The sequence below is a fragment of the Solirhodobacter olei genome, from assembly GCF_004010155.1.
GTDB lineage: Bacteria > Pseudomonadota > Alphaproteobacteria > Rhodobacterales > Rhodobacteraceae > Solirhodobacter > Solirhodobacter olei.
The window spans coordinates 365,740-390,809 of record NZ_RRYH01000002.1 but is presented as its reverse complement, the minus strand read 5'-3'; the positions used below and the strand labels follow the sequence as shown (position 1 = coordinate 390,809).

Below are 25,070 nucleotides of genomic sequence, written 5' to 3'. Positions count from 1 at the left end.
GGCCAAGCGCTGCGTCCCGTCCCGAAGGAAGGGCGAGGGGCTGTCTGCCCCTCGTCACCATGGCCCGCTCGGACCGGTAGCGCGGGCCATGATGACCCCCGACGATATTTCTGGACGGAAAGTGAGCCTCAGCCAAAGAGCTTGCTCAGCCGCTGGGTCTCTTCCTCGATCCCCCAGGGCGGGTTCACGATGAAAAGCCCGCTGCCCTGCATCCGGTGGCCCGCGCGCACCGGCGGAAAGTGCACCTCGTGGCGCAGCGCGCCGGGATGGCCCGCCTCCAGCGCCGCCAGCATCGGGCCGTGCGGCGCGCCGGGCAGAAGCGGGTACCAGAGCATCAGCACCCCCACGTTCCACTTCCGCGCCACTGACGCGAAGAAGCCGGGGATCGCCTCGTAATCCGATTTCAACTCGTAGCTCGGGTCGACCACCATCAGGCCCCGCCGCGGCATCGGCGGCGCAAGCGACAGCGCCATCTGCAGCCCGTCCTGCCGATGCAGATGCAGCCCCGCCCGCGCCGGCAGCGCCGCCTGCAGCGCCGCGAACTCGCCCGGGTGCAGCTCTGCCAGATGCATCACGTCGCCCGGCCTGAGCGCCCCGGCCGCGATCAGCGGCGAGCCGGGATAGGCCGTGGCCCCCTCTGCCGCCCGAACCTCTGCCAGCCGCCGGGCATAGGGGTGATCGGCGGCAAACCAGCCCGCGACCTCGGCCCGCGCGATGCCGCCTGCCGCCTCGCCGGTCTTCACCGCCTCCGGCGCGTCGAGGAAATAAAGCCCGCGCCCGGCATGGGTCTCGAGATAGCTGAGCGGCTTGTCCTTGCGGGTCAGGTAGTCGAGCATGACCGCCAGCACCGCGTGCTTGTGCACATCGGCGAGGTTTCCGGCATGGTACAGGTGCTGGTAGGACAGCATGGCGCCTCCGATCGGGGCAGAGCTTTCGCGGCTTTCGCGCCCCGGCGCAAGCCCCGGGGCGCCGGCTCAGCCCTTGTCCCGCGTCGGCGCGGCGCCGATCTCCGGAACCGCGCGCCAGGCGGCCAGCAGCGCGGCAAGCCCAACTGCGGCGGCCAGCGCGCCGGCCAGGAACGCCGCCTGTGGCCCCGCGACCTCCCAAAGCGCACCAGCCAGCGCGCTGGCCGCGAACAGGGCAAGCCCCGTGGCCAGGTTATAGGCGCCGAAGGCAGTGCCGCGCAGCCCGGCCGGCGCGGTATCGGCGACGATCGTCGCCAGCATCCCCTGCGTCAGCCCGACATGCAGACCCCAGAGCGCCAGCCCGATCGCAAGCCCCGCGTAGCCGCTGGTGTAGGCCAGCACCAGGTCGGCCACGATCAGCACCGGCAGCGAGACGACAAGGATGCCGATCCGCCCCAGCCGGTCCGACAGCACCCCCGCCGGATAGGAGGTCAGCGCCGAGACGATATTGAACCCCACCAGTGCCAGCGGCACCAGCGCCAGCGGCAGCCCGTCGGCCCGCGCCTTCAGGACCAGGAACGCGTCGGAGAAGCGTGCCAGCGTCAGCAGGCAGGCGACCCCGGTGATCAGCCAGAACACCGGCCCGAGCCGCACCATCTCCGCCCGCGCGAGCGGGAACCGCGCGCGGGGGCCCGGCTTGTGTGGTGCCTCGTCCACGGCGAGGACCAGCACCGCGACGCAGAGAACGGCGGGCAGGCAGGCGATCCAGAAGACGGCGCGGAAGTTCCCCGCGAAAAGCCAGATGAACAGCATCGCGCCCAGCGGGCCGAGGAACGCGCCCGTGGTGTCCAGGGTCTGGCGCAGGCCATAGGCCGCGCCGCGCTGCGCGGCGGGCGTGTGATCGGCGACCAGCGCATCGCGCGGCGCACCGCGGATGCCCTTGCCGACCCGGTCCAGAAACCGCGCGCCCACGATCCAATGCAGCGTCGGCGCCAGCGGGAACAGCGGCTTGACCAGCATGGCCAGGCCATAGCCCGCCACCGCCAGCACCTTGCGCCGCCCGATCCAGTCCGACAGCGCGCCGGAGAAGATCTTGACGATCGCCGCCGTCGCCTCGGCCATCCCCTCGATCAGCCCGACCGTGGCCATCGAGACGCCCATGGCGGAGACAAGGTAGACCGGCAGCAGCGACTGGATCATCTCGGTGGAGAAATCCATCAGCATCGAGACGAAGCCGAGTGCGACGACGGCGCGCGGCAGGCGGGCAGGGCGGGACGGTTGGTCGGTGTCGGTCTGGATCATCGGCCGAGCCTAGACGTCTTCGCTGCCAGAGGGAACGCAGCAGCCGCGCGCCGGGGTGTTGCGCCAAAGGGGCCGCCACCGTCCCGATTTACGGTATCTTACGGTGCGAAAGCGGTGTTCAATCGGTGCCGAAACGGTAGGCGGATTTTCAAGACCTTCCAAGGCCTTGGCCCGGCTCAGCCGGTCAGCCGCGGATCGTAGGGATACCGCGTCAGCACCTCGTGCCCGGTCTCGGTGATCAGCACCTGGTCCTCCAGCTTGATCGAGAAGTCGCCCCCCTCGGGGCTGATCAGCGCCTCGACACAAAGCACCATCCCCGGTTCCAGTGCCACATCGTCGAACTCACCCGGCGTCCAGGCATCGGGGTAGGGGACCGACGGCCATTCGTCGCAAAGCCCGACCCCGTGCATCTTGCAGGAATATTTCTGCGCCCAGTATTCCGGGGCCAGCCGATGGCCGCCATGGGTCAGCTCGTGGATCGTGACGCCGGGCTTCAGCATCGACTGGTTCTCTCGGATATGGTCCAGCCCGTGGCGCATCGCATCCTGCATCCGCGCCGGAGCCGGGCCGTCGCCGATCCACCATGTCCTTGAGATATCGATACAAATTCCGTAGCAGCCGACAAGGTCCGTGTCGAAGGCCACGATCTCGTCCGGGCTGATGATCCGCGGCCCGCATTCCTGGAACCACGGGTTGGTGCGCGGGCCCGAGGCCAGCAGCCGGGTCTCGATCCACTCGCCGCCGCGCCGGATGTTGGACTTGTGAAGCTCTGCCCAGACGTCGTCCTCCGACATCCCGCCTAGCGGGATGCCTTCGCGCGCTGCGGCCTCCATCTCTGCGATCGAGGCCTCGCAGGCATGATGCGCGCAGCGCATCGCGGCGATTTCTTCGGGGCCCTTGACGGCGCGGACCCGCTCGGTGACCTCCTCGCCCTCCATCACCTCGAAGCCCGCGCGTTCCAGCGCCTTGAGGCCGTGGACCATGATCTTGTCCACCGCGATCCGCCGGTTGCCCCCGGCATGGGCCGCCATCACCTCCGCCACCTGTCCCGCGAACCCCTCCGCCGCCAGCGCCGTCGCGTCGCCCGCCGACATGTAGAAGAACCCCGCGCCGAACCGGACTTCCTTTACCAAGGGATTGAAATCGCACAGGAATGGCGACTGGCGGTATTCCCAGATCACCATGTGCCCATCGGCGCAGACCATCACCGCGCGGAACGGGTTGTGGCTGTTCCAGAGCTGCATGTTCGTGCTGTCAGTGGCGTAGCGGATGTTCAGCGGGTCGAACAGAAGGATCCCGCCGTAGTCCCGCCCGACCAGCGCCTCGGTCAACCGGTTCCAGCGATACTCCCGCATCCTGGGCAGGTCCGGCAGGATCAGCCCCGCCTCGCCCCATTCGGAGAGCGCGAGCTGGGTCGGCCCGATCTCCATCCGGTCATTATCGGGGGGCAGCGCCGCGGGCGGGCGGCTCGGGTCGATCTTGCGGCGGTCGGAATAGGTCATGGCATCCTCCAGCTGGCAAAGGATGATCCCGCGTCATGGCGCCGCGCCCGCCGGATTGCGACCGGCGGCATGTCGGTTTGGGCTGTTTGCCGCGCCGGTGCTCGGCTATCCGTGAGGGATGACTGATATTCTGCAGACCTCGCTGCCCTTCGCCCCCTGGACAGATCCCCGCACCCGGCGCCTGCCGGGCATCCTGCCGCTGCCGGCCGGGGAGTGGCTCCAGATCGACGACGCCTATGCCGCCCAGATGGCGGAACGCGACCGGCTGATTGCCAGTCGCCCAGGGGACGTCCATGCCCTCGCCGAACGTGCCCGTGCGGCGGCGGAGGAGCTGCTGGACCGGGTTCTGGCCGAGCTGAAGGGCACGCCGGGTATTACCCTTGGAGCAGCGCAGGTGACGCGGCCGGATGGGGTGACGGTGCCCCTCGACCGCGCCGCGCCGCTCCTGACCTTGGGGCGTCTGGTGCAGGAGGATCTCTGCATACTGGAGAAGGCGCCGGACGAGCCGGAGCATGTTCTGACCGGCGCGGTGCTCTGCTTCCCGTCGAACTGGACGCTGGCCGAAAAGATCGAGCGGCCGTTGATCCGCATCCACAAGCCTGTGCAGCCCTATGACGAGGATGTCGCCCGCCGCGTCCAGCGCCTGTGTGACGCGATCCGGCCGGAGCAGGGCCTCTGGCGGGTCAATGCCGGGCATTGCGGACGGACGGAGCTGTTCAGCCCCCGTCGCGAGGCCGATCCGCCCCGGGCCGACCGTGATGCCGCGCAGCCTTTCATCCGGTCAGAGCGGCAATGTCTGCTGCGTCTGCCCGAGAGCCGGGCGGTGGTGTTCTCGATCCACACCTACCTTGTCCGGCGCGAGAGCCTGACCCCGGACCAGGCGCGCGCGCTGGAAGACTACCCGCTGCACTGAGCGGCCAGCGGCCGATGCGCCGCTCGCCCTTCAGGCGCCGAAATGCGGGATTTGGCCGTGGAATACCAGTTTCGAGAAGGCCATGCCGATCCCGGTCAGCGCCATGACGCGCGCGGTGACGCGCGAATCCTCGCGCCCCAGCACGTTGTAAGTCAGCAGGGCTGCTCCGATCGGCATCGCCACCACCAGAAGCGTGGTGTTGAAGCTGTAGGTCGTAAGCCGGCGCACCAGCGGTTCCTTCTCGCGCCGCGGGGAGGGGCTGGCCTGCCGCTGCTCTTCTTCGGGCGGGTAAAGCGCCTCGCGGATGCGGGCCATCTCCTCGCGCATCGGGTCGAGCATGTCTGTGGGATGATCGTTGGCCGGGATCCAGGCCGGGTCGGCCGGAACGGTATCGAAAGCCGCCCCGGATGCCGCCGCGACCGCGGAGAGTGGCGGTGGCGGGGCGAGCGACTCCATCACTTGGGCCGGTTCGAAGGCCATCGCCGGGCGCATCTCGGCCCGCCGCGGCGCGTGACCTTTCAGTGCGGCCTCCAGCTCGGGCGGCAGCCTGGCCGGGCGCATGGCCTGGGCGGCGTCGATCAGTGCCTCGAATTGCTTCTCGGCAAAGACGCCCTCGATCTCGTTCCACAGGATCAGGTCGGGGCCACGCTTCCGGCGCACCTCCTCGATCACCATGTCGCACAGCGCGTGGCCGTTCCGGGCGAGATCGCGGGACCCGTCGCGGCGTGGGCTCGGCCCGACCGAGACGAGCAGTGCCGCCGCGTAGCCGCCGGGCGCGGTCTCGGCACCGCGGGCGCGGGCCTCGAGATCGGCGTAGCCGAGCACGACACGGCTGCCCTCGACGTCCATGGTGACGTAGTCGTCGGCGCCATGGACCGGCTCGATGCCGTCATGCCCGAACCGGCGCAGCGCGCCCTCCAGAAAGGCGCGGCACTCCGCGAAATCGAGGTTCGGCCGCTCGACATAGAGCAGGGTCACGCTCGTCGTTCTGCCCAACATAGCCATACTTATGGAGCCCTCCAGCCAGTTGGAAACAATATCCAAAAAGATTGGGCCGCGAATTCGGGTAACCTGTGGAAATTCCGCGGTGAGATGTGGCGAGAATTGGATGCGCTTTCGCGACGGTTTCGTTTCCGCCACGGCGACAGCGCCCGGGAGGCCGGGATGCCTTCGGTTACGGATTTGGCCGAATACAGAGTGTTTTTCGTTGCGGCCGCAGCTCAGGGTTGTGCGTCGCCCGGGAACAATCGGCACGGTTTTGGTCGGCTTCGCCTGGTTTTTGCCCCTTTTGCAGGTCGGAACCGGAAACACTGCGGTCATACTTCGGGCTTTGCCGGTTCAGGGTGGGGCGCGGCTTGCGTCAACAAAGAGAAGCCCCACCGGCGGTTTCGCCGGCGGGGCCCATGACGTTCTGACCGCGAACGATCAGCAGCTGTAATACATCTGGTACTCGACCGGGTGCGGCGTGTGCTCGTAGGCGTAGACCTCTTCCCACTTCAGCGCCATGTAGCCTTCCAGCTGGCCCTTGGTGAAGACGTCGCCGGCCAGCAGGAACTCGTGATCCTCCTCCAGCGAGGTCAGCGCTTCACGCAGGCTCCCGCAGACGGTCGGGATCGAGGCCAGCTCTTCCGGCGGCAGATCGTAGAGGTCCTTGTCCGAGGACGGGCCCGGGTCGATCTTGTTCTTGATGCCGTCGAGGCCGGCCATCAGCAGCGCGGCGAAGCAGAGGTAGGGGTTCGCCGAGGGGTCCGGGAAGCGGGCCTCGATGCGCTTGGCCTTCGGGCTTTCGGTCCACGGAATACGGACGCAGCCGGACCGGTTGCGGGCGGAATAGGCCCGCAGAACCGGGGCCTCGAAGCCCGGGATCAGGCGCTTGTAGGAGTTCGTGCCCGGGTTGGTGATCGCGTTGAGCGCCTTGGCATGCTTCAGGATGCCGCCGATGAAGTAGAGCGCTTCCTGGCTGAGGTCGGCATACTTGTCGCCCGCGAAGAGCGGCTTGCCGTCCTTCCAGATCGACATGTTCACGTGCATGCCGGTGCCGTTGTCGCCCTTGATCGGCTTCGGCATGAAGGTTGCCGACTTGCCATAGGCGTGGGCCACGTTGTGGATCACGTACTTGTACTTCTGGATCTCGTCGGCCTGCTTGGTGAGGGTCGAGAAGATCAGCCCCAGCTCGTGCTGGTTCGAGGCCACCTCGTGGTGGTGCTTGTCGACCTTCATGCCGATGCGCTTCATGGTCGAGAGCATCTCGGAGCGCAGGTCCATCCCGTCGTCGACCGGGTTGACCGGGAAGTAGCCGCCCTTGACGCCGGCGCGGTGACCCATGTTGCCGTTTTCGTACTGGGTGTCGCTGTTCCAGGCGCCGTCGATCGCGTCGACCTCGTAGGAGACCTTGTTCATCGTCACGGCGAAGCGCACGTCGTCAAAGACGAAGAATTCGGCTTCCGGACCGCAGAAGAACGTGTCGCCGATGCCGGTCGACTTCAGGTAGGCCTCGGCCTTCTCGGCGGTCGAGCGCGGGTCGCGGTCATAGGCCTCGCCGGTGTCGGGCTCGACGACCGAGCAATGCACGCAGATCGTCTTCTCGGCATAGAACGGGTCGATATAGGCCGAGGCAGTATCCGGCATCAGCTTCATGTCGGACTGGTCGATCGACTTCCACCCGGCGATAGAGGAGCCGTCGAACATGAAGCCTTCATCGAAGAAGTCCTCGTCGACGATATCGGCGATCAGCGTCACGTGCTGGAGCTTGCCGCGCGGGTCAGTGAACCGGAGGTCGACGTATTCGATCTCCTCGTCCTTGATGGTCTTGAGAATGTTATCCTTGCTCATGTCTCCATGATCCCTTCTGTTTGAGCGTGTGTCTCGGGCCCGCGCGCGGGCCGGTGATGTCAGAGTGCCTCGTCGCCGCTTTCGCCGGTGCGGATGCGGATAGCCTGCTCGCAGGGGTAGACGAAGATCTTGCCGTCGCCGATCTTTTCGGTGCGGGCCGCGGCGATGATCGCCTCGATCGCGCCCTCGACCTGCTCGTCGGGCAGAACCACCTCGATCTTCACCTTCGGCAGGAAGTCGACGACGTATTCGGCGCCGCGGTAGAGCTCGGTATGGCCCTTCTGCCGGCCAAAGCCCTTAACCTCGATGACAGAAAGGCCCTGGATGCCGGCCTCCTGAAGCGCTTCCTTAACCTCGTCGAGCTTAAACGGCTTGATGATGGCCTCGATCTTCTTCATCGCCGACTCCCCTCTGAGGTGCTGTTTCGAGTGTCTCTCAGCACTTCCGCGGCGGAGGGACAATTGCATAGGGTCGGCATAGGCCGATGCCCGCGGTGATTCCAGAGGGCGTGATTAAATTTCATGCAAACCGCCCATCGTGTGGGCGAAATGTTAAACGACAGGGGGCGAGTGGTGACTGAACTTCTGACATCTGCCCAAATGCGCGCCATTGAGCAGGCGGCGATCGGCTCTGGCGCAGTGACCGGGCTGGATCTGATGGAGCGTGCGGGCCGCGCCGTGGTGGAAGCGGTCTTCGAGGAATGGCCGGGGCTTTCGGCCGCGCCCGGCCGGGCGCTTGTGCTCTGCGGGCCGGGCAACAACGGCGGCGACGGTTTCGTCGTGGCGCGGCTTCTGCAGGAGGCCGGCTGGCAGCTGCAGGTCCTCTTCGCCGGCAGGCAGGAGAAGCTGCCGCCCGATGCGGCCGAGAACTGCCGTCGCTGGCTGGAACTCGGCCCCGTCGAGCCCTTCGACGAGGAGGCGATCCGCGCCGCGGGCGAGGTCGATCTTGTGATCGATGCAATCTTCGGCACCGGCCTGACCCGCCCGCTGGAGGGCGAGGTGGCGCGCGCGGTGAGCTTCATGGGCGGAAGCGGGGAGGCAAGCGAATTCCTGCAAGACCGCACCGTTTCCATCGATGCGCCAAGCGGACTCTGCCTCGACAGCGGGCGGTTGCTGGGGCAGGGCGCCCATCGCACCTGGGAAGGCCGGCCGCTGCGCGCGGCACTGACGGTGACCTTCGAGAGCGCGAAGGTCGGCCATTACCTCGGCTTCGGGCCGGAACTCTGCGGGCAGCTGATCGTGAAGGATATCGGGCTTTCGCGCTGGCACGGGCGGGCGGAGCCGGACGAAAGCTCCGGGCGGGTGTCGAACATCGAACGGATGGCGAGTGCGCCCTCGCGGCTGGTCGGGCGCAAGGCCATCGGGCCGCGCGCGCGCCAACGCAAGCACCGCGAGCTGGAGCAGCTTGAGAAACCGCGCCACGGCGGCGTCCACAAATACGACAGCGGCCATGCGCTGGTGCTGGCCGGAGGGCCCGGGCGGGGGGGCGCTGCGCGGCTTGCGGCGCGCGCGGCGCTGCGGATCGGGGCCGGGCTGGTGACAATCGGCTGCCCGCTCGAGTCAGAGGCCGAGAACGCCGCCCGGCTCGACGCCGTGATGCTGCGGGTGGTCGAGGACGCCGCCGCGCTTTCGGCAGTGCTGGAGGACAAGCGGATTACCGCTGTCTGCCTCGGTCCCGGTCTGGGGGTGGAGCGGGCGCGGGAGATGCTGCCGGTAGTGCTTGGCTGGAAGAAGCGCACTGTCATCGACGCGGATGCGATCACGGCGCTGGCCGGGGATCCGGACCTTTTCAAGCGGCTGCATTGGGATTGCGTGCTGACGCCGCATGGCGGCGAATTCGCCCGGCTCTTCCCGGATATCGCCGAGCGGCTCGACGCGGTGCCGACGGCGGGCCCGGCCTATTCCAAGGTCGACGCCACGCGGGAGGCCTCGGCCAGGGCCAACTGCGTGGTGCTGAACAAGGGCGCCGATACGGTGATCTCGCGTCGCGGCGGGGCCTGCACCGTCTCTGCCGCGGCCTATGAGATGGCCGTGCCCTGGCTGGCGACCGCGGGGGCGGGGGACGTGCTTTCGGGCTTCATCCTCGGCCTGCTCGCGCGGCGGCGGATGCCGATGGAGGCGGCAGAGGTCGCGGCATGGCTGCATGTGGAAGCCGCGCGCAGCTTCGGGCCGGGGTTGATCGCCGAGGATCTGCCGGAGGAGCTGCCGAAGGTCTTCCGCGGGCTGGGACTCTGAGGGAACGGCAGCCCTGCGTTTCGTGGGGCGAGGCCCCGCGAGACCGTGCGTAGCGGGCCGCTAGCAGGCTTCGGCGGGCTGACGGGCCGGGCAGTGGATCTCGACGCCATCGGCGTAGATCGTCTCCTCCGCGTCGAACTCCAGGGTGAAGATCCGCGCCTCGGCAAGCCGCTCGTGCCGGATCAGCTGGCCGTCGACCATGCGGCCGACCTCCACCATCACCTCGCGGGCCCCGAACATTGCCTTTGCCCGCCAGTCGGCAAGCCGAAGCTTCTGGTCCGTACCGAGCAGCACGTCCTGATCCGGGGCGCCGGGCGCGATCGCGCCGGGCGTCATGCGCACCACCACCGCCCCGGCGCGGCGCGTGGCCCGGATCCGCCGCAGCGCGCGGGCGCCGGAGCGGGTGACGACACGGTCCCCGGGCGTCAGATACTCCACCGGGATCTCGCCCTCCAGCGTCAGCACGCCGGTGCCGAGCAGGACCCCCTCCGCCGAGCCGCGTGCCCGGGCCTCTTCCATCCCAATGGCTGCTGGTCTTGTCATCGCGATGCCCCGTGAACTGCCCTGTCGCAACTGTCCCGCCGGATTGTGGCGAGAATGGGTTTATGGGCCGTGTTTTTGGCGGCGCTTTTTCCGCTCGCATCCCCGATGCGGCTTTGCTAGAACGGCGCCGGCTTTGGGGCGGCCCCGCCGGGCGAAACGGCAGGGCTGCCTTTGCTTCATGCAGGATTGTCGCGGGTGTGGCGGAACTGGTAGACGCACCAGATTTAGGTTCTGGCGCCGCAAGGCGTGGGGGTTCAAGTCCCTCCATCCGCACCAGAGAGGAAGAAGGACGGACATAGATGCAGGTCACCGAGACCCTGAAAGAAGGCCTTAAACGCGGCTACACCATAACGGTGACGGCCGCCGAACTCGATGCGAAGGTGGAGGAGAAGCTCGTCGAGGCCCAGCCGGAGGTCGAGATGAAGGGCTTCCGCAAGGGCAAGGTCCCGATGCCCATCCTGCGCAAGCAGTTCGGCCAGCGGCTTCTGGGCGATGCGATGCAGGACGCCATCGACTCTGCGATGAAGGATCATTTCGAGGCCACCGGCGACCGTCCGGCGATGCAGCCCGAAGTGAAGATGCAGGACGGCGAAAACTGGGAGCAGGGCCAGGACGTCGTGGTCGACATGACCTATGAGGCGCTGCCCGAGATCCCGGATGTCGACGCGACCAAGGTGACGCTCGAGCGTCTCGTGGTGAAGGCCGACGACGCCGCGGTGGAAGAGGCGCTCGCCGATCTCGCAAAGAATGCGCAGAACTTCGAGGATCGCCGCAAGGGCTCCAAGGCCAAGGACGGCGACCAGGTCGTGATCGATTTCAAGGGCTCTGTCGACGGCGAGGCCTTCGAGGGCGGCGCGGCTGAGGACTATCCGCTGGTGCTCGGCTCCGGCAGCTTCATCCCGGGCTTCGAGGAACAGCTGGTCGGCGCCAAGGCCGGTGACGAGGTCGAGGTGAAGGTGACCTTCCCGGCCGAGTACCAGGCCGCCCATCTCGCCGGCAAGGAAGCCGTCTTCGCCTGCACCGTGAAGGCGGTGAAGGAGCCGAAGCCGGCCGAGATCGACGACGAGCTGGCGAAGAAGTTCGGTGCCGAGAGCCTCGAAGCGCTCAAGGGTCAGATCTCCGAGCGGCTGGAAGCCGAATACCAGGGCGCGGCGCGCCAGGTTATGAAGCGCGCGCTGCTCGACCAGCTCGACGCGATGGTCGACTTCGAACTGCCGCCGAGCCTGGTGGAGGCCGAGGCCAACCAGATCGCACACCAGCTCTGGCACGAAGAGCACCCGGAAGAGCACGGCCATAACCACGGCGAGATCGAGATCAGCGACGAGCACAAGACCCTGGCGACGCGCCGGGTCCGCCTTGGCCTTCTGCTGGCCGAGCTTGGCCGCAAGAACGAGATCGAGGTGACCGACGCCGAGATGACCCAGGCGGTGCTGTCGCAGGCCCGGCAATACCCGGGCCAGGAACGCGCCTTCTTCGAATTCGTGCAACAGAATCCGGAGATGCAGCAGCAGCTCCGCGCGCCGATCTTCGAGGACAAGGTCGTGGATCACATCGTCTCGGGCGCCACGGTGACCGAGAAGGACGCGACCAAGGACGACCTGAAGACCGCGGTCGACGCTCTCGAAGAGCTCTGAGAACTCGCAGGATCTGGATTGCGGGGCCGTCCTTCGGGGCGGCCCTTTGCTTATTGGGGGTGTGGTCTGGCCGAGGTGCTAGCCCCCTCAGGCCAGATCGATGACCGCCGCGCCGAGCGCGATCAGGGCGACGGCGAAAAGGCTCCGCCGCCGCGGGCGCTCGCCCAGGAACCACCAGGCGAAAAGCACTCCAAAGAGCATCGCGGTTTCCCTCAACGCGGCGACGGCGCCGATCGGCGCCTTGGTCATCGCCCAGAGCGCCAGCGTGTAGGAGGCGACGGAGCAGAGCCCACCCCCGAGGCCGCGGAGCCATGCCTGCGCTGGCCGGGTGCCCGTGAAAAGGCGGGAGAGGCGCCCCCTCAGCAGAATCAGCGAGCAGGGCACGGCGGGCAGCACGAAGGTCCAGAGCGCATAGGCTACGGGGGAGTGGGACAGCCGCGTGCCGAAGGCGTCGTTCACCGTGTAGCAGGCGATGATCAGTGCGTTCAGAAGCGCGATGGAGAGCGCCCGGCCTTCGCCGGCTTCGCCCCTCAGGCGGGCCTGCAGCCAGACCCCGCCGGTGATCAGGATCAGCCCGCCCCAGCCTGCGGGCGCCAGCGGCTCGGCGAAGCCAAGGGCGGCGATGGCGGCGGCGAGCGCCGGGGCACTGCCGCGCATGATCGGGTAGGTCAGGCTTACCGCGCCGCGGCTATAGGCCTCTGCCACAAGGTTGAAATAAAGGATGTGGAGCGCGGCGGAGAGAAAGAGATGCCGCCAGACCGCGGGGTTCACCGCCGGCAGGAAGGGCAGGCCCAGTGCCCCGATCAGGGCGGCGGAGAGGGCGAGCAGGGCGGTGGAGGCACGGCGGTCGAGCCCGCCGCGGATGCCTACGTTCCAAGCCGCATGAAGCGCAGCCCCGCCCAGAACGGCGGCGACAGCGATCGGCGGAACGGTCATCGGAGGAAAATCCCGGTTTGCTGGGGGCAGCTGCCGGCGGGCCGGCTATGTGGTCCCTCGCCCGGGACAGGGTCGGGTGGGGCCGCGCCGGGGTGATCCGGCGCGACCCAAGGTCTTGACGTGCGAGGATTATTCCTCTTCGCCACCGTCGGCAGCGGCGGAACCCATCTCGTCGAAGAGCTCGGCGATCTCGAAGTCGGCTTCGGCCTCGGCTTCGGCGGCCAGTTCCTGGATCGACTTGCCGGAAGCCTGAAGTTCGGCCTCTTCGTTCGAGCGGGCGACGTTGAGGGTGATCTTCACGTTGACTTCCGGGTGCAGGGTCACGGAGACCGAGTGCAGACCCAGGTCCTTGATCGGGCGGTCGAGCTGAACCTGGCCGCGGGACAGGGTGAAGCCGGCCTCGGTGGCGGCATCGGCGGCGTCACGGGTGGTGACGGAGCCGTAGAGCGCGCCCGCGTCGGAGGCGGAACGAATCACCACGAATGTCTGCCCGTCGAGTTTCGTGGCCAGCGCCTCGGCTTCCTTGCGGGTCTCGAGGTTGGTGGCTTCGAGCTGCGCGCGGCGGGTCTCGAAGCTCTGGATGTTGACCTCGGTTGCACGGAGCGCCTTGCCTTGCGGCAGAAGGAAGTTCCGGGCGTAACCGTCACGGACGCTCACGACCTCGCCCATTTGGCCGAGCTTGGAGACGCGCTCCAGAAGGATCACTTGCATTGGTTCCTCCTCACTTCACGGCGTAGGGGAGAAGAGCGAGGAAGCGGGCGCGCTTGATGGCGCGCGCAAGCTCACGCTGCTTCTTGGCGGAGACGGCGGTGATGCGCGACGGCACGATCTTGCCGCGCTCGGAGATGTAGCGCTGCAGCAGGCGCACGTCCTTGTAGTCGATCTCCGGGGCATTGGCGCCGGAGAACGGGCAGACCTTGCGGCGGCGGAAAAACGGTTTGGTAGCCATGTGTTATGGTCCTTTTCTGAAGCCCTGGATCAACGACGGCGATCGCCGCGGTCGCCCCGCTCGTCGCGCTTCTGCATCTGGATCGACGGGCCTTCGGCGTGCTTGTCGACCTTGATGGTCAGCACGCGCATGACGTCGTCGTGCAGGCGGGCGAGGCGTTCCATTTCCTGCACGGCCGGCGCCGGGGCGTCGGAACGCAGGAAGGCGTAGTGGCCCTTGCGGTTCTTGTTGATCTTGTAGGCCATCGTCTTCACGCCCCAGTACTCGCTTTCGACGACCTTGCCGCCGTTGTCCGCGAGGACGGTGGAGAAGTGTTCAACGAGGCCTTCGGCCTGCGCGTTGGACAGGTCCTGACGCGCGATGAGGACATGCTCGTAAAGCGGCATGCGGGCTCCATCTGTCGGGCGGCTTCATAGGGCGGGCCTGACCTTCCGCGGCCCGTCCACGAGAGGCGTCGCCGGTTCATGGGTATTGCGGAAGGATGCGGGCTTATAGGAGAGGCGCGCCCGGGATGCAAGCGCGGAGGGCGCCGGTTAAGGCCGGGTTAAGGCGGGGCGCGGCGCCCTGCCGGCGCAGTCGCGGGATCGGCGGATAAAGTCCTGAAAAGCGTGAGAAAATGCAATACCGCAATTGCACCGCTTTCGCACCGCTTTCGCACCGTCAAGGACCGGCGTTCCGGCGGGGCCGTCAGCCGCCCGCGGGGGGCGCTGTCTTGCAGTCCCGTTCGGGCGCGGAACGGGTCAGGCTGCGCAGCGTCGCCGCATTGCCCTTGCTCCACCATTCCCAGGTGCCGGAGACATAGCGCGCGCCGGAAGCCGAGAGGGTCGTGACGAAGATCCGCTCGGCCCCGTCGAGCCGGATCAGGGCGAGGTGGTTCGCCGGGGTATTGACGTATTGGACGGTGAGTCCGGTGCCATCGCTGCATTGGTAACGGTCGGTGATCACCTGCGCCCGGGGGCCGAGGTCGAGCGGGATCGAGAGCACGGCCTGCGCCCCGGCGGGACCGGCGATGAGGACGGCGAGGGCGATGAGGAGGGCGCGGGCGGCGAGGGGCGGGCGCATGGAGGATCCGGTGTGGCTGCGGTCGGGGGGAGAGTGTCGCGGCCGAGGGACGCGGGCGCAAGAGTGGGGAGGCGTCGTCTTCCCTGAGCCGAAACGGCGGGCGCGGCCCGCCGGGCCAGCGCCTACCCGCGGACGGGCGCTGGCCTTGTTCCCGGGAATGGGTGGCAGCCTTACTCCGCGTAGCGGGCGGCATAGTCCTGGCGCAGGGCGTTGAAATGGTCCCAGTGCGGCTCTGGTTCGAGGCCCCGGATCCGCGCCGCGAGCAGGTCCAGATGCGCGTGCCAGCCGGCACTGACGCCAAGCCGGGTGCCCGCGTCCGGGATCCGCCGATGGGTGAGGGTCAGCAGCACCTCTTCCCCTTCGGGCGCCAGCTCCATCGTGATCTCGCCCACGCCGGGCCAGGTGTAGGAAAGGCGGCGCGGCGGTTCGGCCACCAGTACCTCGCCCGCCATGCGGTGCTCGGTGCCCATCCCGTCGGGGCGGTGGCCGGGCGGGTCGGTCAGCTCGTCGTTGCGCCAGACCAGCTCGACCGCGCCACCGGGCACCAGGTCCATCTCGCCCGCGGCAAGCCAGCGGCGGCGCAGGTCGCTTTCGGTAAGCCAGGCCCAGACCCGTTCGATGGGGCCGGGGAGCAGGCGCTCCAGTTTCAGCGTCGTGGGTTCCGTGAGGGTTCCGTAGGCGTCGAGGGTCGTGGTCATGGCAGCTCTCCGTGATGAGGGTGGGGCAGTCTCAGGATTTTGGATCGGGTTTCGCGGGCGGCGGCGGATTGGCCGCGTCCTCTGCCCGCAGCAGCGCCTCCAGCGTGTCGAGGCGGGTGTTCCAGAACCTGCTGTAGCTCTCTAGCCAGTCATGGGCGGAGGCCAGCGCGGCGGGCTCCAGCCGGCAGAGGTGGGTGCGCCAACGGATCTCGCGCCGGATCAGGCCCGCGCCCTCCAGCACCTTGATGTGCTTGGAGGCGGCGGCGAGCGACATCTCATGCGGCTCGGCCAGCTCGCTGACGGAGCGGGCGCCGGCGGAGAGGTCGCGAAGCATCCGGCGCCGGGTGGCGTCGCCGAGGGCGCGGAAGATCGCATCGAGGCGGGGGGGATCTGATTCAACCATGATGTTGAATGTGACGCGCGGGCGGGGGTGAGTCAACTTATTTGTTGAATGATGTTTTGCCCGGGCGGATTGCCTCGGGGCCGGGTGCGGGGTATGCGGGGGAAAACCAGCGAGGGGACGAGAACGCATGAGCCGGGCATTCGTATTTCCGGGACAGGGGGCACAGGCTGTCGGCATGGGCCGCGCCCTGGCCGAGGCCTATCCCGCCGCGCGGGCGGTCTTCGAGGAGGTCGACGAGGCGCTCGGCGAGAAGCTCTCGGCGCTGATCTGGGAGGGCACGGCAGAGGAGCTGACGCTGACCGCCAATGCCCAGCCGGCGCTGATGGCGACCTCGATGGCGGCGCTGCGGGCGCTGGAGGCCGAGGGTGTCACCGTCGAGGACGCGATGTTCGTGGCGGGCCATTCGCTGGGCGAATATTCCGCGCTCTGCGCGGCTGGCGCGCTCAGCCTTCCCGATGCGGCGCGGCTCCTGCGGGTGCGCGGACGCGCCATGCAAGAGGCGGTGCCGGTGGGTGTCGGCGCCATGGCGGCGCTTCTGGGCCTTGGCTTCGAGGCGGCGGCCGAGGTTGCGGCAGAGGCGGCCCAGGGCCAGGTCTGCCAGGCGGCCAATGACAACGATCCGAACCAGGTGGTGATCTCGGGCCATCGCGAAGCGGTGGAGCGGGCGGTGGAGATCGCCAAGGCGCGGGGCGCCAAGCGCGCGATCATGCTGCCGGTCTCCGCGCCCTTCCACTGCGCGCTGATGCAGCCCGCGGCGGCGGTGATGTCCGAGGCGCTGGCGGCGGTGGAGATCGCGGCGCCGGTGGTGCCGCTGGTCGCCAACGTGCGGGCCGAGGCGGTGGTGAACCCGGCGGTGATCCGGGATCTGCTGGTCGAGCAGGTGACGGGGTCCGTCCGCTGGCGCGAGTCGGTGGCCTGGATGGCGGGTGGCGGCGTCACCGAGTTCTGGGAGATCGGTGCGGGCAAGGCCCTGTCGGGCATGATCCGCCGGATCGCGCCGGAGGCCGCGACGCGGGCCGTCGGCACGCCGGACGACGTGGCCGCCGCGGTGGCCGGCTAAGCCGGACGGGCGGGGGCGCTGCCCCCGCGCCGAGGGGGTATTTGGGCCAGGGTGACGGGCATCGCGGCCCTTGCCCCCTGGCCGGACGAGGAGAGCGAGATGTTTGATCTGACGGGCAAGGCGGCGCTGGTGACTGGCGCTTCGGGTGGGATCGGCGGCGCCGTGGCGCGGGCGCTGCATGCGCGGGGGGCGCAGGTGGCGCTGTCCGGCACGCGGGTCGGCCCGCTTGAGGCGTTGCGCGACGAGCTGGGCGACGGGGCGCATGTTGTGGCCTGCGATCTGTCCGATCCGGCCTCGGTCGAGGCGCTGCCGAAGGCGGCTGCCGAGGCGATGGGGTCCGTCGACATCCTGGTCAACAATGCCGGGATCACGCGCGACAACCTCTTCATGCGGATGTCCGACGCCGAATGGCAGAGCGTCATCGACGTCAACCTGACCTCGACCTTCCGGCTCTGCCGTGGGGTGCTGCGCGGGATGATGAAGGCGCGCTGGGGCCGGATCGTGAATATCTCCTCCGTCGTCGGCGCCACGGGCAATCCCGGGCAGGGCAACTATGCCGCGGCCAAGGCCGGGATGGTCGGGATGTCGAAGTCGCTGGCCTACGAGGTGGCGAGCCGCGGGATCACCGTCAACTGCGTCGCGCCGGGCTTCATCGAGACCGCAATGACCGACAAGCTGAACGACGAGCAGAAGGCGAAGATCCTTGGCCAGATCCCGGCCGGGAGGATGGGCTCGGGCGAGGAGATCGCCGCCGCCGTCATCTATCTTGCCAGCACCGAGGCGGGTTATGTGACGGGTGCGACCTTGCATATTAACGGCGGAATGGCGATGATCTGAGTGCCCGGGGAGGGGGTCCGAAAGGGTTTGCCTTGGGCTGTGACTGTTGCTATAGGCGGCGCAGATTGGACCGGGGCGCTCACGCGTCGCGGTAGCCCCGATGCATCGGGACCAACGCCCGCGCATGCGGGGATGAGACGCTCGAATGAGCACGGGACAGATAACGGGGGCGACCCCGAAACCTATGAGGAATGACATGAGCGACATCGCGAGCCGGGTGAAGAAGATCGTCGTCGAGCACCTGGGGGTGGAAGAGGACAAGGTTACCGAAAACGCCTCGTTCATCGACGACCTGGGCGCCGACAGCCTGGATACGGTCGAGCTGGTGATGGCTTTCGAGGAAGAGTTCGGGATCGAGATTCCGGATGACGCGGCCGAGACCATCCAGACCTTCGGTGACGCGGTGAAGTTCATCTCGGAAGCCGCCTGAGGCTGACCGGGACGGTTCGGGAAACGGCGCCCTTCGGGGCGCCGTTTTCATTTGTTGGGGAGGGTCTGGCATGGTGCCCGGGATCGAGACGGAACGGCTCGCCTTGCGCGGATTCGAGCTGGCGGATTTCGACCGTTATGCCGAGATCTACACGGAGCCGGAGGTGATGCACTTCCTCGGCGGCACGCCGCGGAGCCGGGAGGAGAGCTGGGGCCGGTTCCTGAAGATCGCCGGGTCCTGGCCACTTCTGGGCTATGGCCAATGGGCGGTGACGCTACGCGGCTCGGACCGGATGCTGGGTCAGGTCGGCTTCATGATGGCGCTGCGCGGGATCGGAGCGGATTTCGACGCGGCGCCGGAATGCGGCTGGGTGTTTGCGCGCGAGGCGCAGGGGCAGGGCTATGGCGCCGAGGCGGTCGCTGCGGCGCATCGGTGGTTCGACGGGCAGGGTTTTGGCGGGCGCAGCCATGTGATGATCGATGTCCGGCACGATGCCTCGCTCCGTCTGGCGGAGAAGATGGGGTATCGCGAGATGCGCCAAGCGGAATACCTCGGGGATCCGGTCGTGCTTCTGGCGCGGGAGCGGGGTGCCGGGGCGGTTTGACCGGAGCCTGGCGCGGTGCGGGATAAAGGCGCAGGCCTTACGCGGGGAAGAGGGACGGGGCCCGTCCGCGGGGGGCGCTGACGGTGTTGCGGGTCTGTCCGTTTATGGCTTAATCAACCCCTTCGGTTTGCCGGGGCGCGACCCCATCAAGAGCGCCCGCCCTTGGGGGCGGACGGGCGCTGGCCCGGCGTCGCTACGCGACGCTGTTTCGGGCCGGGGGATGGTGGTTGGCGTTTTGCGGGGTGCGCAATGAATGCGCACCCTACGGGGATGCGCCCCCCGTTTCGGGCCGGAGGAAAGTGGGGCCGCCCGGTTGGGCAGCCCGATCCATGCGCCGGCTTCAGCCCAGCACGGTCTTCACGGCGCGCTGTGTGGCGGCGACGACGGTGTCGGCCTCCGCGCGGCTGAGGCAGAGCGGCGGGGCGAAGCCGAGGATGTCGCCCTGCGGCATCGCCCGGCCGATCACCTTGTCCTGCGCAAGCAGCGCCGCGGCGAGTGCGGGGCCGATCTTGCGGGACGCATCGAAGGGTTTGCGGGTCTCGCGATCCTCGACGAATTCCACCGCGCAGAGCATGCCCTCGCCCCGGACCTCGCCGACGTTCGGGTGATCGGCGAGCGCCGCCGCCATCTGCGCGTTCAGATAGGCGCCGGTCTCGCCGGCATTGGCAACGAGGCCCAGCTCGTCGATCAGCTTGAGGTTGGCGACCCCGGCCGCGGCACCGATCGGATGGGCCGAATAGGTCCAGCCATGGCCGATCGCGCCGAACTCGTCGGTGCCCTGTTCCAGCACCTTCCAGACCTTTTCGGACAGGATCGAGCCCGAGAGCGGCGCGTAGGCCGAGGTCAGGCCCTTGGCGATGGTGATGATGTCGGGCTCAATCCCGTAATGAGCGGAGCCGAACATGGTGCCGAGGCGGCCGAAGCCGGTCACGACCTCATCCGCGATCAGAAGGATGTCGTGCTTCTTCAGCACCTTCTGGATCGCCTCCCAATAGCCCTTCGGCGGGGGCACGATGCCGCCGGTTCCGAGCACCGGCTCGCCGATGAAGGCCGCGATGGTGTCGGGGCCCTCGCGTTCGATCAGCTCCTCCAGCTCGGCCGCGCAATGGGCGGTGAAGGCCTCTTCCGACATCGCGGCATTGGGGCGGCGGTAGTAATAGGGCGCCTCGGTATGGATCACCTGGGCCAGCGGCAGGTCGAACTTCTTGTGGAAGAGCTCCAGCCCGGTCAGCGAGCCGGTCATCAGCCCGGAGCCGTGGTAGCCGCGCCAGCGCGAGATGATCTTCTTCTTCTCCGGCCGGCCGAGGATGTTGTTGTAGTACCAGACGAGCTTCACGTTCGTCTCGTTCGCATCCGAGCCGCCGAGGCCGAAGTAGACCTTCGACATGTTCGCGGGTGCGCGCTCCAGCACCATGTGGGCGAGCGTGATCGAGGCCTCCGTCCCATGGCCGACATAGGAGTGGTAATAGGCCAGCTCCTTCGCCTGGGCGGCGATGGCATCGGCGATCTCCGGCCGGCCGTAGCCGACGTTCACGCAATAGAGCCCGGCGAAGGCGTCGAGCAGGCGGTTGCCGTCGCGATCCTCGATGAAGACGCCGGAGCCGCCGGTGACGACGCGCTGGGGCAGCTCGCCGCGGGCGAACTGGGCGAGGTGGGTGGAGGGGTGGAAGAAGCTCTCCCGGTCCCATTGCTCGAGCTGGTCGTTTCTCAGCATCTTGTTTTCCTTTCTTGCAGTCGTCTCAGGCCCAGTCGCGGCAGATGTATTTGACCTCGGTGAAGGCCTCCATCCCGAGCCGGGCACCCTCCCGGCCGATGCCGGATTGCTTCATGCCGCCGAAGGGGATCGGCGCGCCGGTGACCTTCGTGCGGTTCACCGCCACCATGCCGAACTGCAGCGCGCGGCTCAAACGGTAGATCCGCCGCGGGTCGAGGCTGTGGACATAGGCGACGAGGCCGTATTCGGTGGCGTTGGCCCGCGCGATCACCTCGTCCTCGCTGTCGAAGGGCAGGAGGGGGGCGACGGGGCCGAAGGTTTCCTCGGCCAGGATCAGGGCGCCGTCGGAGACGTCGGCGAGCACGGTCGGGCGGTAGAAGAGCGGGCCCATCGGGTCGCGCGCGCCGCCGCAGAGCAGGCGCGCGCCATGGGCCAGCGCGTCGGCGACATGCGCCTCCTGCTTGGCCACCGCGGCCTCGTTCATCAGGGGGCCGATGTCGGGGTCGTCCATGCCGGGCCCGAGGGTGAGCGCCTTCGCCGCCTGCGCGAAGCGGGTGCAGAAGGCCTCGTAGACCGGGCGCTCCACATAAATGCGGTTGGCGCCGAGGCAGTCCTGCCCGGAGGTCGCGAACTTCGCCTTCATCGTCTCTGCCACCGCGCGGTCGAGATCGGCGTCGGCGAAGATGATGACGGGGGCGTGGCCGCCCAGCTCCATGACCAGCCGCTTCACCGTCTCCGCGCTTTGGCGGTAAAGGAGGCGGCCGACCTCGGTCGAGCCGGTGAAGGAGAGCGCGCGGACACGGGTGTCGGCGCACCACGGCTCCACGATCGTCGCGGGGCGGCCGGTGACGACGTTGAACACGCCCGCCGGCAGGCCCGCGCGTTCGGCGAGCTCGGCCAGCGCGAGCGCCGAGAACGGGGTTTCCGAGGACGGGTGCGCCAGCACCGTGCAGCCTGCCGCCAGCGCCGCCGCGGCCTTGCGCGTCAGCATGGCGGCGGGGAAGTTCCAGGGCGTGATCAGGGCCGCGACGCCGACAGGCTCGCGCCAGACCTCGACCTCGGCATCGGGCAGGTGACTGGTGACGCCCTCGATATTCGGGCGCTTGGCCTCCTCGGCGTAGAACTCGATGAAGGCGGCGGCGTAGTCGATCTCTCCCCGCGCCTCGGAAAGCGGCTTGCCCTGTTCGAGGGTCATGATGCGGGCGAGGTCCTCGCGGTTCTCGACCATCAGCTCGAACCAGCGCCGCAGCAGGGCGGCGCGCTCCTGCGGCAGGCGGGCGGCCCAGGCGGGAAAGGCGGATTGCGCTGCCGTGACGACGCGGGCGCTCTCCTCGCCGGAAAGGCTCGCAACCTCGCCGAGGAAGGCGCCGGTGGCCGGGTCGGTGACGGTGACCGTCGCGCCATCGGCGGCGGCGCACCATTTGCCGCCGATATAGGCGAAGCTGCGGACGAGCCGCTTGTCGGCGATGTCGTGGCGGAGGGAAAGGGCGGTGTCTGTCATGGCTCTGTCCGGTGCGGTCGGGGACAGCATGGACCGGGCCGGGCAGGGGATGGGGCTGAAGCTGCGGGGTTTGGCAGAGGATATTTCGCGCCGTGGCGGGGCAGGCAGAGGATTCTTCTGTTTGGCAGCGCTTCCCAGTGCCCGGCCCGAAACAGCGGCACATAGTGCCGCCGGGCCAGCGCCCGTCCGCCCCCAAGGGCGGGCGCTCTTGATGAGTCCGCCTCCCCGGCAAGAGAAAGGGGTTCTTTACGCCATAAACGGACAGACCTTAGCCGGAGCGAGCGCCCACCCGCGGACGGGCGCTGGCCCTCTGCAGGGCCTAGGGGCTCAGCCGCGGCGGCGCCTGCGGCCGCCTTCGCCGCTGCCGCTGGTGTTGAAGGAGACCTCGGGCAGGGTGACGATCTTGTGCAGCTCCGGGAAGGGTGCGGTCGCGTGTGGGATCGCGTTCGCGGCGACGAAATGCTCCTGGAAGCGCGGCTCGATCGCGGTCTCCACCTTGTGGATCTCGCGCACCACGCGCTCGATCTCGTTGCGGGCGGCCACGCTGCAGAGCGCGATCCGCGCGCCGGTGCCGGCGGCGTTGCCGGCGGAGATCACCTTGTCGAGCGGCACGTCGGGGATCATGCCCAGCACCATGGCGTGCCGGGGCGAGATATGCGCGCCGAAGGCACCGGCGAGCACGACGCGGTCAACCTTTTCGATGCCAAGCTCGTCCATCAGCAGCCGCGCCCCGGCATAGAGCGCGGATTTGGCGAGCTGGATCGCGCGGATGTCGGTCTGGATCACGCTGATCAGCGGGCCGCCTTCGGCGGAGCCGTCGTGGATCACGTAGGACCAGGTCCGCCCGTCGGCGATCAGCCGCGGGCTGCCGACCTGTTCGGGCGAGCCGATCAGGCCTGAGGGGTCGATGATGCCGGCGAGGCGCATCTCGGCCACCGCCTCGATGATGCCGGAGCCGCAGATGCCGGTGATGCCGGTCTGGGCGGTGGCCTCGGCAAAGCCCGGATCGGTCGACCAGAGGTCGCAGCCGATGACCTTGAAGCGGGGCTCCTTGGTGGCGGGCTCGATCTCGATCCGCTCGATGGCCCCGGGCGCGGCGCGCTGGCCGGAGGAGATCTGCGCCCCCTCGAAGGCGGGGCCGGTGGGCGAGGAGCAGGCCAGAACGCGGTCCGCGTTGCCGCAGAGAAGTTCGGCATTGGTGCCGACATCGACGATCAGCACCATGTCCTTGGCCTTGTTCGGCTCTTCGGACAGCGCGACGGCGGCACAGTCGGCGCCCACGTGGCCCGCGATCAGCGGCAGCACATAGACCCGGGCATTGGCATTGATCGCGCCGAGGCCCAGCTCGCGCGCATCAAGCCCGAGCGCGGAGGAGGAGGCGAGCGCAAAGGGCGCCTGGCCAAGCTCGACCGGGTCGATGCCGAGAAGCAGATGGTGCATCACCGGGTTGCAGACGAAGGTCACCTCGACGATGCGGGTGGGATCTATTTTCCCTTCATCGGCAATGGATTGCGCCAGCGTGTTGATGCTGTCGCGGACCGCCGAGGTCATCTCGCGGTCGCCGCCGGGGTTCATCATCGCGTAGCTGACGCGGCTCATCAGGTCCTCGCCGAAGCGGATCTGCGGGTTCATGATCCCGGCGGAGGCAAGGACGTCGCCGGTGGCGAGATCGCACAGATGGGCGGCGATGGTGGTGGAGCCGAGGTCGATGGCAAGACCGTAAAGCCCGCCTTCGTCGAAGCCGGGCCAGAGATCGAGCAGTTTCGGCCTTGCGTCGTGGTTGCCCTGGTGGATCGCCACGGTGACCTTCCACTCGCCCTTGCGGAGCACCGGCTGAAGTTTCGACAAGACCTGAAGTCCTGGCTGCAGATCACTGATATTCCACTGTTCTTTTAGTGCAGCAGCGAGGCGTTCGAAATCGCCTGAGGGCTCGTGCATATCAGGCTCGGCGACCTCGACGTAGTAGGTGCGGGTGGCCGGGTCCATGGTGATGGCCCGCACCGTGGCGGCCTTGCGGACGACCTGCTTGTGAACCTGGCTTTCCGGCGGGACGTCGATAACGACATCCTTCAGGATCTGTGCCTGGCAGCCGAGGCGGCGGCCTTCGGTGAGGCCGCGGATGCGGTTGTAGCGCTCTTCCACCGAGTTCCAGGCGGAGAGCGCATCGGGGGCGACGGTCACCCCGTGCTTGGAAAACTCGCCGTAGCCCGGGGTGATCTGGCATTTCGAGCAGATACCGCGCCCGCCGCAGACGGAGTCGAGGTCGACCCCGAGCTGGCGGGCGGCGGTCAGCACCGGCGTGCCCGGGGCGACGCGGCCGCGCTTGCCGGAGGGGGTGAAGATGACGAGCGGGTCGCGCGTCTCGGTCATGGGGTGGTGCTCCGGCGGGAAAACATGTTGGAGGAAGTCATAATTCGCTTCGGCGGCGGGGCAAAGCCCGGGGGCGTCATTCGGTGGCGAATTGGCGTCATCAGGGGAAGTGTTGCGCCGGGGAGGGCGGCGCCCGGTGGTGCTGCGCACCACGTATCGGGCTGGGCGCTGGCCCTCCGCTGCGCGAAACTCAGCGATAGGAGCGCAGGATGAAGACGCGGATGGCGGAGGCGAGGCCGACATCGCCGCGGGCGGCGTCGATCTCGGCTGCGAGCTCGTTCAGGCCCTGCTCGCGGGCGGCGGCGATCTCGCGGAAGGCGGCCCAGAACTCGTCCTCTAGCGAGACCGAGGTGCGGTGGCCCTTCAGGGTCAGAGATCGCTTGACCGGGCGGGCACTCATGGCTCCTCCCGCTTATGGGCGTCGAGCGTCTTTCGTGCGCGTTCGGCGGCGGCCTCCTCGGCCGTCTTCTGAGCTTTTGTGCGTCCGAATTTCACAGCGTTCTCATCGGCTTCCGAGCGCTTCTTCGTGCGGTCTCTCAGCTTGCGGGCGCGGTTGAGATTGACGAGGTCTGCCATGGCGAAGGCTCCCTGGGTGCGGGGACGGTTTAGCGCATTTCGGGCGGCGCGGCTACGGGGCGGGC

Annotated in this window: 26 protein-coding genes and 1 tRNA gene; 8 read left to right on the top strand and 19 right to left on the bottom strand. The window is 68.2% G+C overall.

The genetic code is table 11. The features are described 5' to 3' along the window. Positions 1 to 128: 128 nt before the first annotated feature. From rlmJ to dddP, 3 genes are all read right to left on the bottom strand, one after another. A complete protein-coding gene (gene rlmJ / locus EIP85_RS01890; protein WP_127900433.1) occupies positions 129 to 908 on the bottom strand; it encodes a 23S rRNA (adenine(2030)-N(6))-methyltransferase RlmJ in 780 nt (259 codons plus the stop codon). 66 nt (positions 909 to 974) lie between these two features. Next, entirely contained in the window at positions 975 to 2,207 is a 1,233-nt protein-coding gene (locus tag EIP85_RS01885) for an MFS transporter (protein WP_206615422.1), read from the bottom strand. A 176-nt stretch (positions 2,208 to 2,383) separates the two neighbouring features. After that, on the bottom strand, positions 2,384 to 3,709 hold the full coding sequence (gene dddP, locus EIP85_RS01880) for a dimethylsulfonioproprionate lyase DddP (protein WP_127900432.1): 1,326 nt from the start codon (positions 3,707 to 3,709) through the stop codon (positions 2,384 to 2,386). Positions 3,710 to 3,827: 118 nt separating this feature from the next. On the opposite strand from dddP, the gene EIP85_RS01875 reads away from it, so the two are divergent. Beyond that, positions 3,828 to 4,622: a heme-dependent oxidative N-demethylase family protein gene (locus EIP85_RS01875; protein ID WP_127900431.1), complete on the top strand. Its 795-nt coding sequence runs from the start codon at positions 3,828 to 3,830 to the stop codon at positions 4,620 to 4,622. 30 nt (positions 4,623 to 4,652) lie between these two features. On the opposite strand, the gene EIP85_RS01870 is transcribed toward EIP85_RS01875, so the two are convergent. The 3 genes from EIP85_RS01870 to EIP85_RS01860 form a co-directional block, all read right to left on the bottom strand. After that, the gene (locus EIP85_RS01870) at positions 4,653 to 5,600 is read right to left on the bottom strand and encodes a hypothetical protein (protein WP_127900430.1); all 948 of its coding nucleotides are present in this window, start codon (positions 5,598 to 5,600) and stop codon (positions 4,653 to 4,655) included. Between the two features lie 447 nt (positions 5,601 to 6,047). Continuing rightward, positions 6,048 to 7,454 carry a type I glutamate--ammonia ligase gene (glnA, locus tag EIP85_RS01865; RefSeq protein ID WP_127900429.1) on the bottom strand — a complete coding sequence of 469 codons (1,407 nt, stop codon included), beginning with the start codon at positions 7,452 to 7,454 and terminating at the stop codon, positions 6,048 to 6,050. A 59-nt stretch (positions 7,455 to 7,513) separates the two neighbouring features. Next, positions 7,514 to 7,852 (bottom strand): P-II family nitrogen regulator, encoded by a 339-nt coding sequence (locus EIP85_RS01860; protein WP_127900428.1) that lies wholly within the window; start codon positions 7,850 to 7,852, stop codon positions 7,514 to 7,516. Positions 7,853 to 8,026: 174 nt separating this feature from the next. On the opposite strand from EIP85_RS01860, the gene EIP85_RS01855 reads away from it, so the two are divergent. Then, positions 8,027 to 9,688, top strand: coding sequence for an NAD(P)H-hydrate dehydratase (locus tag EIP85_RS01855; RefSeq protein WP_127900427.1), 1,662 nt, complete (start codon positions 8,027 to 8,029; stop codon positions 9,686 to 9,688). Between the two features lie 60 nt (positions 9,689 to 9,748). On the opposite strand, the gene EIP85_RS01850 is transcribed toward EIP85_RS01855, so the two are convergent. Then, entirely contained in the window at positions 9,749 to 10,231 is a 483-nt protein-coding gene (locus tag EIP85_RS01850; RefSeq protein ID WP_127900426.1) for a Hint domain-containing protein, read from the bottom strand. Positions 10,232 to 10,422: 191 nt separating this feature from the next. Here EIP85_RS01850 and EIP85_RS01845 point away from each other — a divergent pair. Both EIP85_RS01845 and tig read left to right on the top strand, forming a co-directional pair. Beyond that, positions 10,423 to 10,507, top strand: a tRNA-Leu gene (locus EIP85_RS01845). A gap of 23 nt (positions 10,508 to 10,530) precedes the next feature. Beyond that, positions 10,531 to 11,865, top strand: a complete 1,335-nt coding sequence (tig, locus tag EIP85_RS01840; RefSeq protein WP_127900425.1) for a trigger factor — start codon at positions 10,531 to 10,533, stop codon at positions 11,863 to 11,865. Positions 11,866 to 11,952: 87 nt separating this feature from the next. Here tig and EIP85_RS01835 read toward each other — a convergent pair whose 3' ends face one another. The 7 genes from EIP85_RS01835 to EIP85_RS01805 form a co-directional block, all read right to left on the bottom strand. Next, positions 11,953 to 12,801 (bottom strand): EamA family transporter, encoded by an 849-nt coding sequence (locus EIP85_RS01835; RefSeq protein ID WP_127900424.1) that lies wholly within the window; start codon positions 12,799 to 12,801, stop codon positions 11,953 to 11,955. Between the two features lie 129 nt (positions 12,802 to 12,930). Further along, positions 12,931 to 13,512: a 50S ribosomal protein L9 gene (gene rplI, locus EIP85_RS01830; protein WP_127900423.1), complete on the bottom strand. Its 582-nt coding sequence runs from the start codon at positions 13,510 to 13,512 to the stop codon at positions 12,931 to 12,933. Positions 13,513 to 13,522: 10 nt separating this feature from the next. Further along, positions 13,523 to 13,750, bottom strand: coding sequence for a 30S ribosomal protein S18 (rpsR, locus tag EIP85_RS01825; RefSeq protein WP_127900422.1), 228 nt, complete (start codon positions 13,748 to 13,750; stop codon positions 13,523 to 13,525). A gap of 29 nt (positions 13,751 to 13,779) precedes the next feature. Next, positions 13,780 to 14,136, bottom strand: a complete 357-nt coding sequence (gene rpsF / locus EIP85_RS01820; protein ID WP_127900421.1) for a 30S ribosomal protein S6 — start codon at positions 14,134 to 14,136, stop codon at positions 13,780 to 13,782. Positions 14,137 to 14,437: 301 nt separating this feature from the next. Next, entirely contained in the window at positions 14,438 to 14,812 is a 375-nt protein-coding gene (locus tag EIP85_RS01815; RefSeq protein WP_127900420.1) for an MliC family protein, read from the bottom strand. Between the two features lie 170 nt (positions 14,813 to 14,982). Beyond that, positions 14,983 to 15,510, bottom strand: coding sequence for an SRPBCC family protein (locus EIP85_RS01810; RefSeq protein WP_127900419.1), 528 nt, complete (start codon positions 15,508 to 15,510; stop codon positions 14,983 to 14,985). A 31-nt stretch (positions 15,511 to 15,541) separates the two neighbouring features. Continuing rightward, positions 15,542 to 15,913, bottom strand: a complete 372-nt coding sequence (locus EIP85_RS01805) for an ArsR/SmtB family transcription factor (RefSeq protein ID WP_127900418.1) — start codon at positions 15,911 to 15,913, stop codon at positions 15,542 to 15,544. Positions 15,914 to 16,040: 127 nt separating this feature from the next. On the opposite strand from EIP85_RS01805, the gene fabD reads away from it, so the two are divergent. From fabD to EIP85_RS01785, 4 genes are all read left to right on the top strand, one after another. After that, positions 16,041 to 16,973 (top strand): ACP S-malonyltransferase, encoded by a 933-nt coding sequence (fabD, locus tag EIP85_RS01800; protein WP_127900417.1) that lies wholly within the window; start codon positions 16,041 to 16,043, stop codon positions 16,971 to 16,973. Between the two features lie 99 nt (positions 16,974 to 17,072). Continuing rightward, complete coding sequence (gene fabG, locus EIP85_RS01795) at positions 17,073 to 17,810, top strand: 3-oxoacyl-ACP reductase FabG (protein WP_127900416.1); 738 nt, start codon at positions 17,073 to 17,075, stop codon at positions 17,808 to 17,810. A gap of 196 nt (positions 17,811 to 18,006) precedes the next feature. Beyond that, positions 18,007 to 18,240: an acyl carrier protein gene (locus EIP85_RS01790; RefSeq protein ID WP_127900415.1), complete on the top strand. Its 234-nt coding sequence runs from the start codon at positions 18,007 to 18,009 to the stop codon at positions 18,238 to 18,240. A gap of 70 nt (positions 18,241 to 18,310) precedes the next feature. Beyond that, the gene (locus EIP85_RS01785) at positions 18,311 to 18,844 is read left to right on the top strand and encodes a GNAT family N-acetyltransferase (protein ID WP_127900414.1); all 534 of its coding nucleotides are present in this window, start codon (positions 18,311 to 18,313) and stop codon (positions 18,842 to 18,844) included. A 340-nt stretch (positions 18,845 to 19,184) separates the two neighbouring features. Here EIP85_RS01785 and EIP85_RS01780 read toward each other — a convergent pair whose 3' ends face one another. The 5 genes from EIP85_RS01780 to EIP85_RS01760 all read right to left on the bottom strand — a co-directional run bounded on the left by EIP85_RS01780 (position 19,185) and on the right by EIP85_RS01760 (position 25,005). Then, complete coding sequence (locus EIP85_RS01780) at positions 19,185 to 20,558, bottom strand: aspartate aminotransferase family protein (RefSeq protein WP_127900413.1); 1,374 nt, start codon at positions 20,556 to 20,558, stop codon at positions 19,185 to 19,187. 25 nt (positions 20,559 to 20,583) lie between these two features. Continuing rightward, positions 20,584 to 22,059: an NAD-dependent succinate-semialdehyde dehydrogenase gene (locus EIP85_RS01775; RefSeq protein ID WP_127900412.1), complete on the bottom strand. Its 1,476-nt coding sequence runs from the start codon at positions 22,057 to 22,059 to the stop codon at positions 20,584 to 20,586. 327 nt (positions 22,060 to 22,386) lie between these two features. After that, on the bottom strand, positions 22,387 to 24,429 hold the full coding sequence (locus tag EIP85_RS01770; protein ID WP_127900411.1) for an ASKHA domain-containing protein: 2,043 nt from the start codon (positions 24,427 to 24,429) through the stop codon (positions 22,387 to 22,389). A 190-nt stretch (positions 24,430 to 24,619) separates the two neighbouring features. Beyond that, positions 24,620 to 24,829, bottom strand: a complete 210-nt coding sequence (locus EIP85_RS01765) for a ribbon-helix-helix domain-containing protein (protein WP_127900410.1) — start codon at positions 24,827 to 24,829, stop codon at positions 24,620 to 24,622. Next, complete coding sequence (locus EIP85_RS01760) at positions 24,826 to 25,005, bottom strand: DUF4169 family protein (RefSeq protein ID WP_127900409.1); 180 nt, start codon at positions 25,003 to 25,005, stop codon at positions 24,826 to 24,828. The genes EIP85_RS01765 and EIP85_RS01760 overlap by 4 nt, the downstream gene beginning before the upstream one ends. Positions 25,006 to 25,070 lie beyond the last annotated feature (65 nt).

Coding starts and splice junctions, on each gene's coding strand:
- rlmJ (WP_127900433.1), bottom strand. CDS start 908: ATGCTGTCCTACCAGCACCTGTACCATGCCGGAAACCTCGCCGATGTG.
- EIP85_RS01885 (WP_206615422.1), bottom strand. CDS start 2,207: ATGATCCAGACCGACACCGACCAACCGTCCCGCCCTGCCCGCCTGCCG.
- dddP (WP_127900432.1), bottom strand. CDS start 3,709: ATGACCTATTCCGACCGCCGCAAGATCGACCCGAGCCGCCCGCCCGCG.
- EIP85_RS01875 (WP_127900431.1), top strand. CDS start 3,828: ATGACTGATATTCTGCAGACCTCGCTGCCCTTCGCCCCCTGGACAGAT.
- glnA (WP_127900429.1), bottom strand. CDS start 7,454: ATGAGCAAGGATAACATTCTCAAGACCATCAAGGACGAGGAGATCGAA.
- EIP85_RS01860 (WP_127900428.1), bottom strand. CDS start 7,852: ATGAAGAAGATCGAGGCCATCATCAAGCCGTTTAAGCTCGACGAGGTT.
- EIP85_RS01850 (WP_127900426.1), bottom strand. CDS start 10,231: ATGACAAGACCAGCAGCCATTGGGATGGAAGAGGCCCGGGCACGCGGC.
- tig (WP_127900425.1), top strand. CDS start 10,531: ATGCAGGTCACCGAGACCCTGAAAGAAGGCCTTAAACGCGGCTACACC.
- EIP85_RS01835 (WP_127900424.1), bottom strand. CDS start 12,801: ATGACCGTTCCGCCGATCGCTGTCGCCGCCGTTCTGGGCGGGGCTGCG.
- rplI (WP_127900423.1), bottom strand. CDS start 13,512: ATGCAAGTGATCCTTCTGGAGCGCGTCTCCAAGCTCGGCCAAATGGGC.
- rpsR (WP_127900422.1), bottom strand. CDS start 13,750: ATGGCTACCAAACCGTTTTTCCGCCGCCGCAAGGTCTGCCCGTTCTCC.
- rpsF (WP_127900421.1), bottom strand. CDS start 14,136: ATGCCGCTTTACGAGCATGTCCTCATCGCGCGTCAGGACCTGTCCAAC.
- EIP85_RS01815 (WP_127900420.1), bottom strand. CDS start 14,812: ATGCGCCCGCCCCTCGCCGCCCGCGCCCTCCTCATCGCCCTCGCCGTC.
- EIP85_RS01810 (WP_127900419.1), bottom strand. CDS start 15,510: ATGACCACGACCCTCGACGCCTACGGAACCCTCACGGAACCCACGACG.
- EIP85_RS01805 (WP_127900418.1), bottom strand. CDS start 15,913: ATGGTTGAATCAGATCCCCCCCGCCTCGATGCGATCTTCCGCGCCCTC.
- fabD (WP_127900417.1), top strand. CDS start 16,041: ATGAGCCGGGCATTCGTATTTCCGGGACAGGGGGCACAGGCTGTCGGC.
- fabG (WP_127900416.1), top strand. CDS start 17,073: ATGTTTGATCTGACGGGCAAGGCGGCGCTGGTGACTGGCGCTTCGGGT.
- EIP85_RS01790 (WP_127900415.1), top strand. CDS start 18,007: ATGAGCGACATCGCGAGCCGGGTGAAGAAGATCGTCGTCGAGCACCTG.
- EIP85_RS01785 (WP_127900414.1), top strand. CDS start 18,311: ATGGTGCCCGGGATCGAGACGGAACGGCTCGCCTTGCGCGGATTCGAG.
- EIP85_RS01780 (WP_127900413.1), bottom strand. CDS start 20,558: ATGCTGAGAAACGACCAGCTCGAGCAATGGGACCGGGAGAGCTTCTTC.
- EIP85_RS01775 (WP_127900412.1), bottom strand. CDS start 22,059: ATGACAGACACCGCCCTTTCCCTCCGCCACGACATCGCCGACAAGCGG.
- EIP85_RS01770 (WP_127900411.1), bottom strand. CDS start 24,429: ATGACCGAGACGCGCGACCCGCTCGTCATCTTCACCCCCTCCGGCAAG.
- EIP85_RS01765 (WP_127900410.1), bottom strand. CDS start 24,829: ATGAGTGCCCGCCCGGTCAAGCGATCTCTGACCCTGAAGGGCCACCGC.
- EIP85_RS01760 (WP_127900409.1), bottom strand. CDS start 25,005: ATGGCAGACCTCGTCAATCTCAACCGCGCCCGCAAGCTGAGAGACCGC.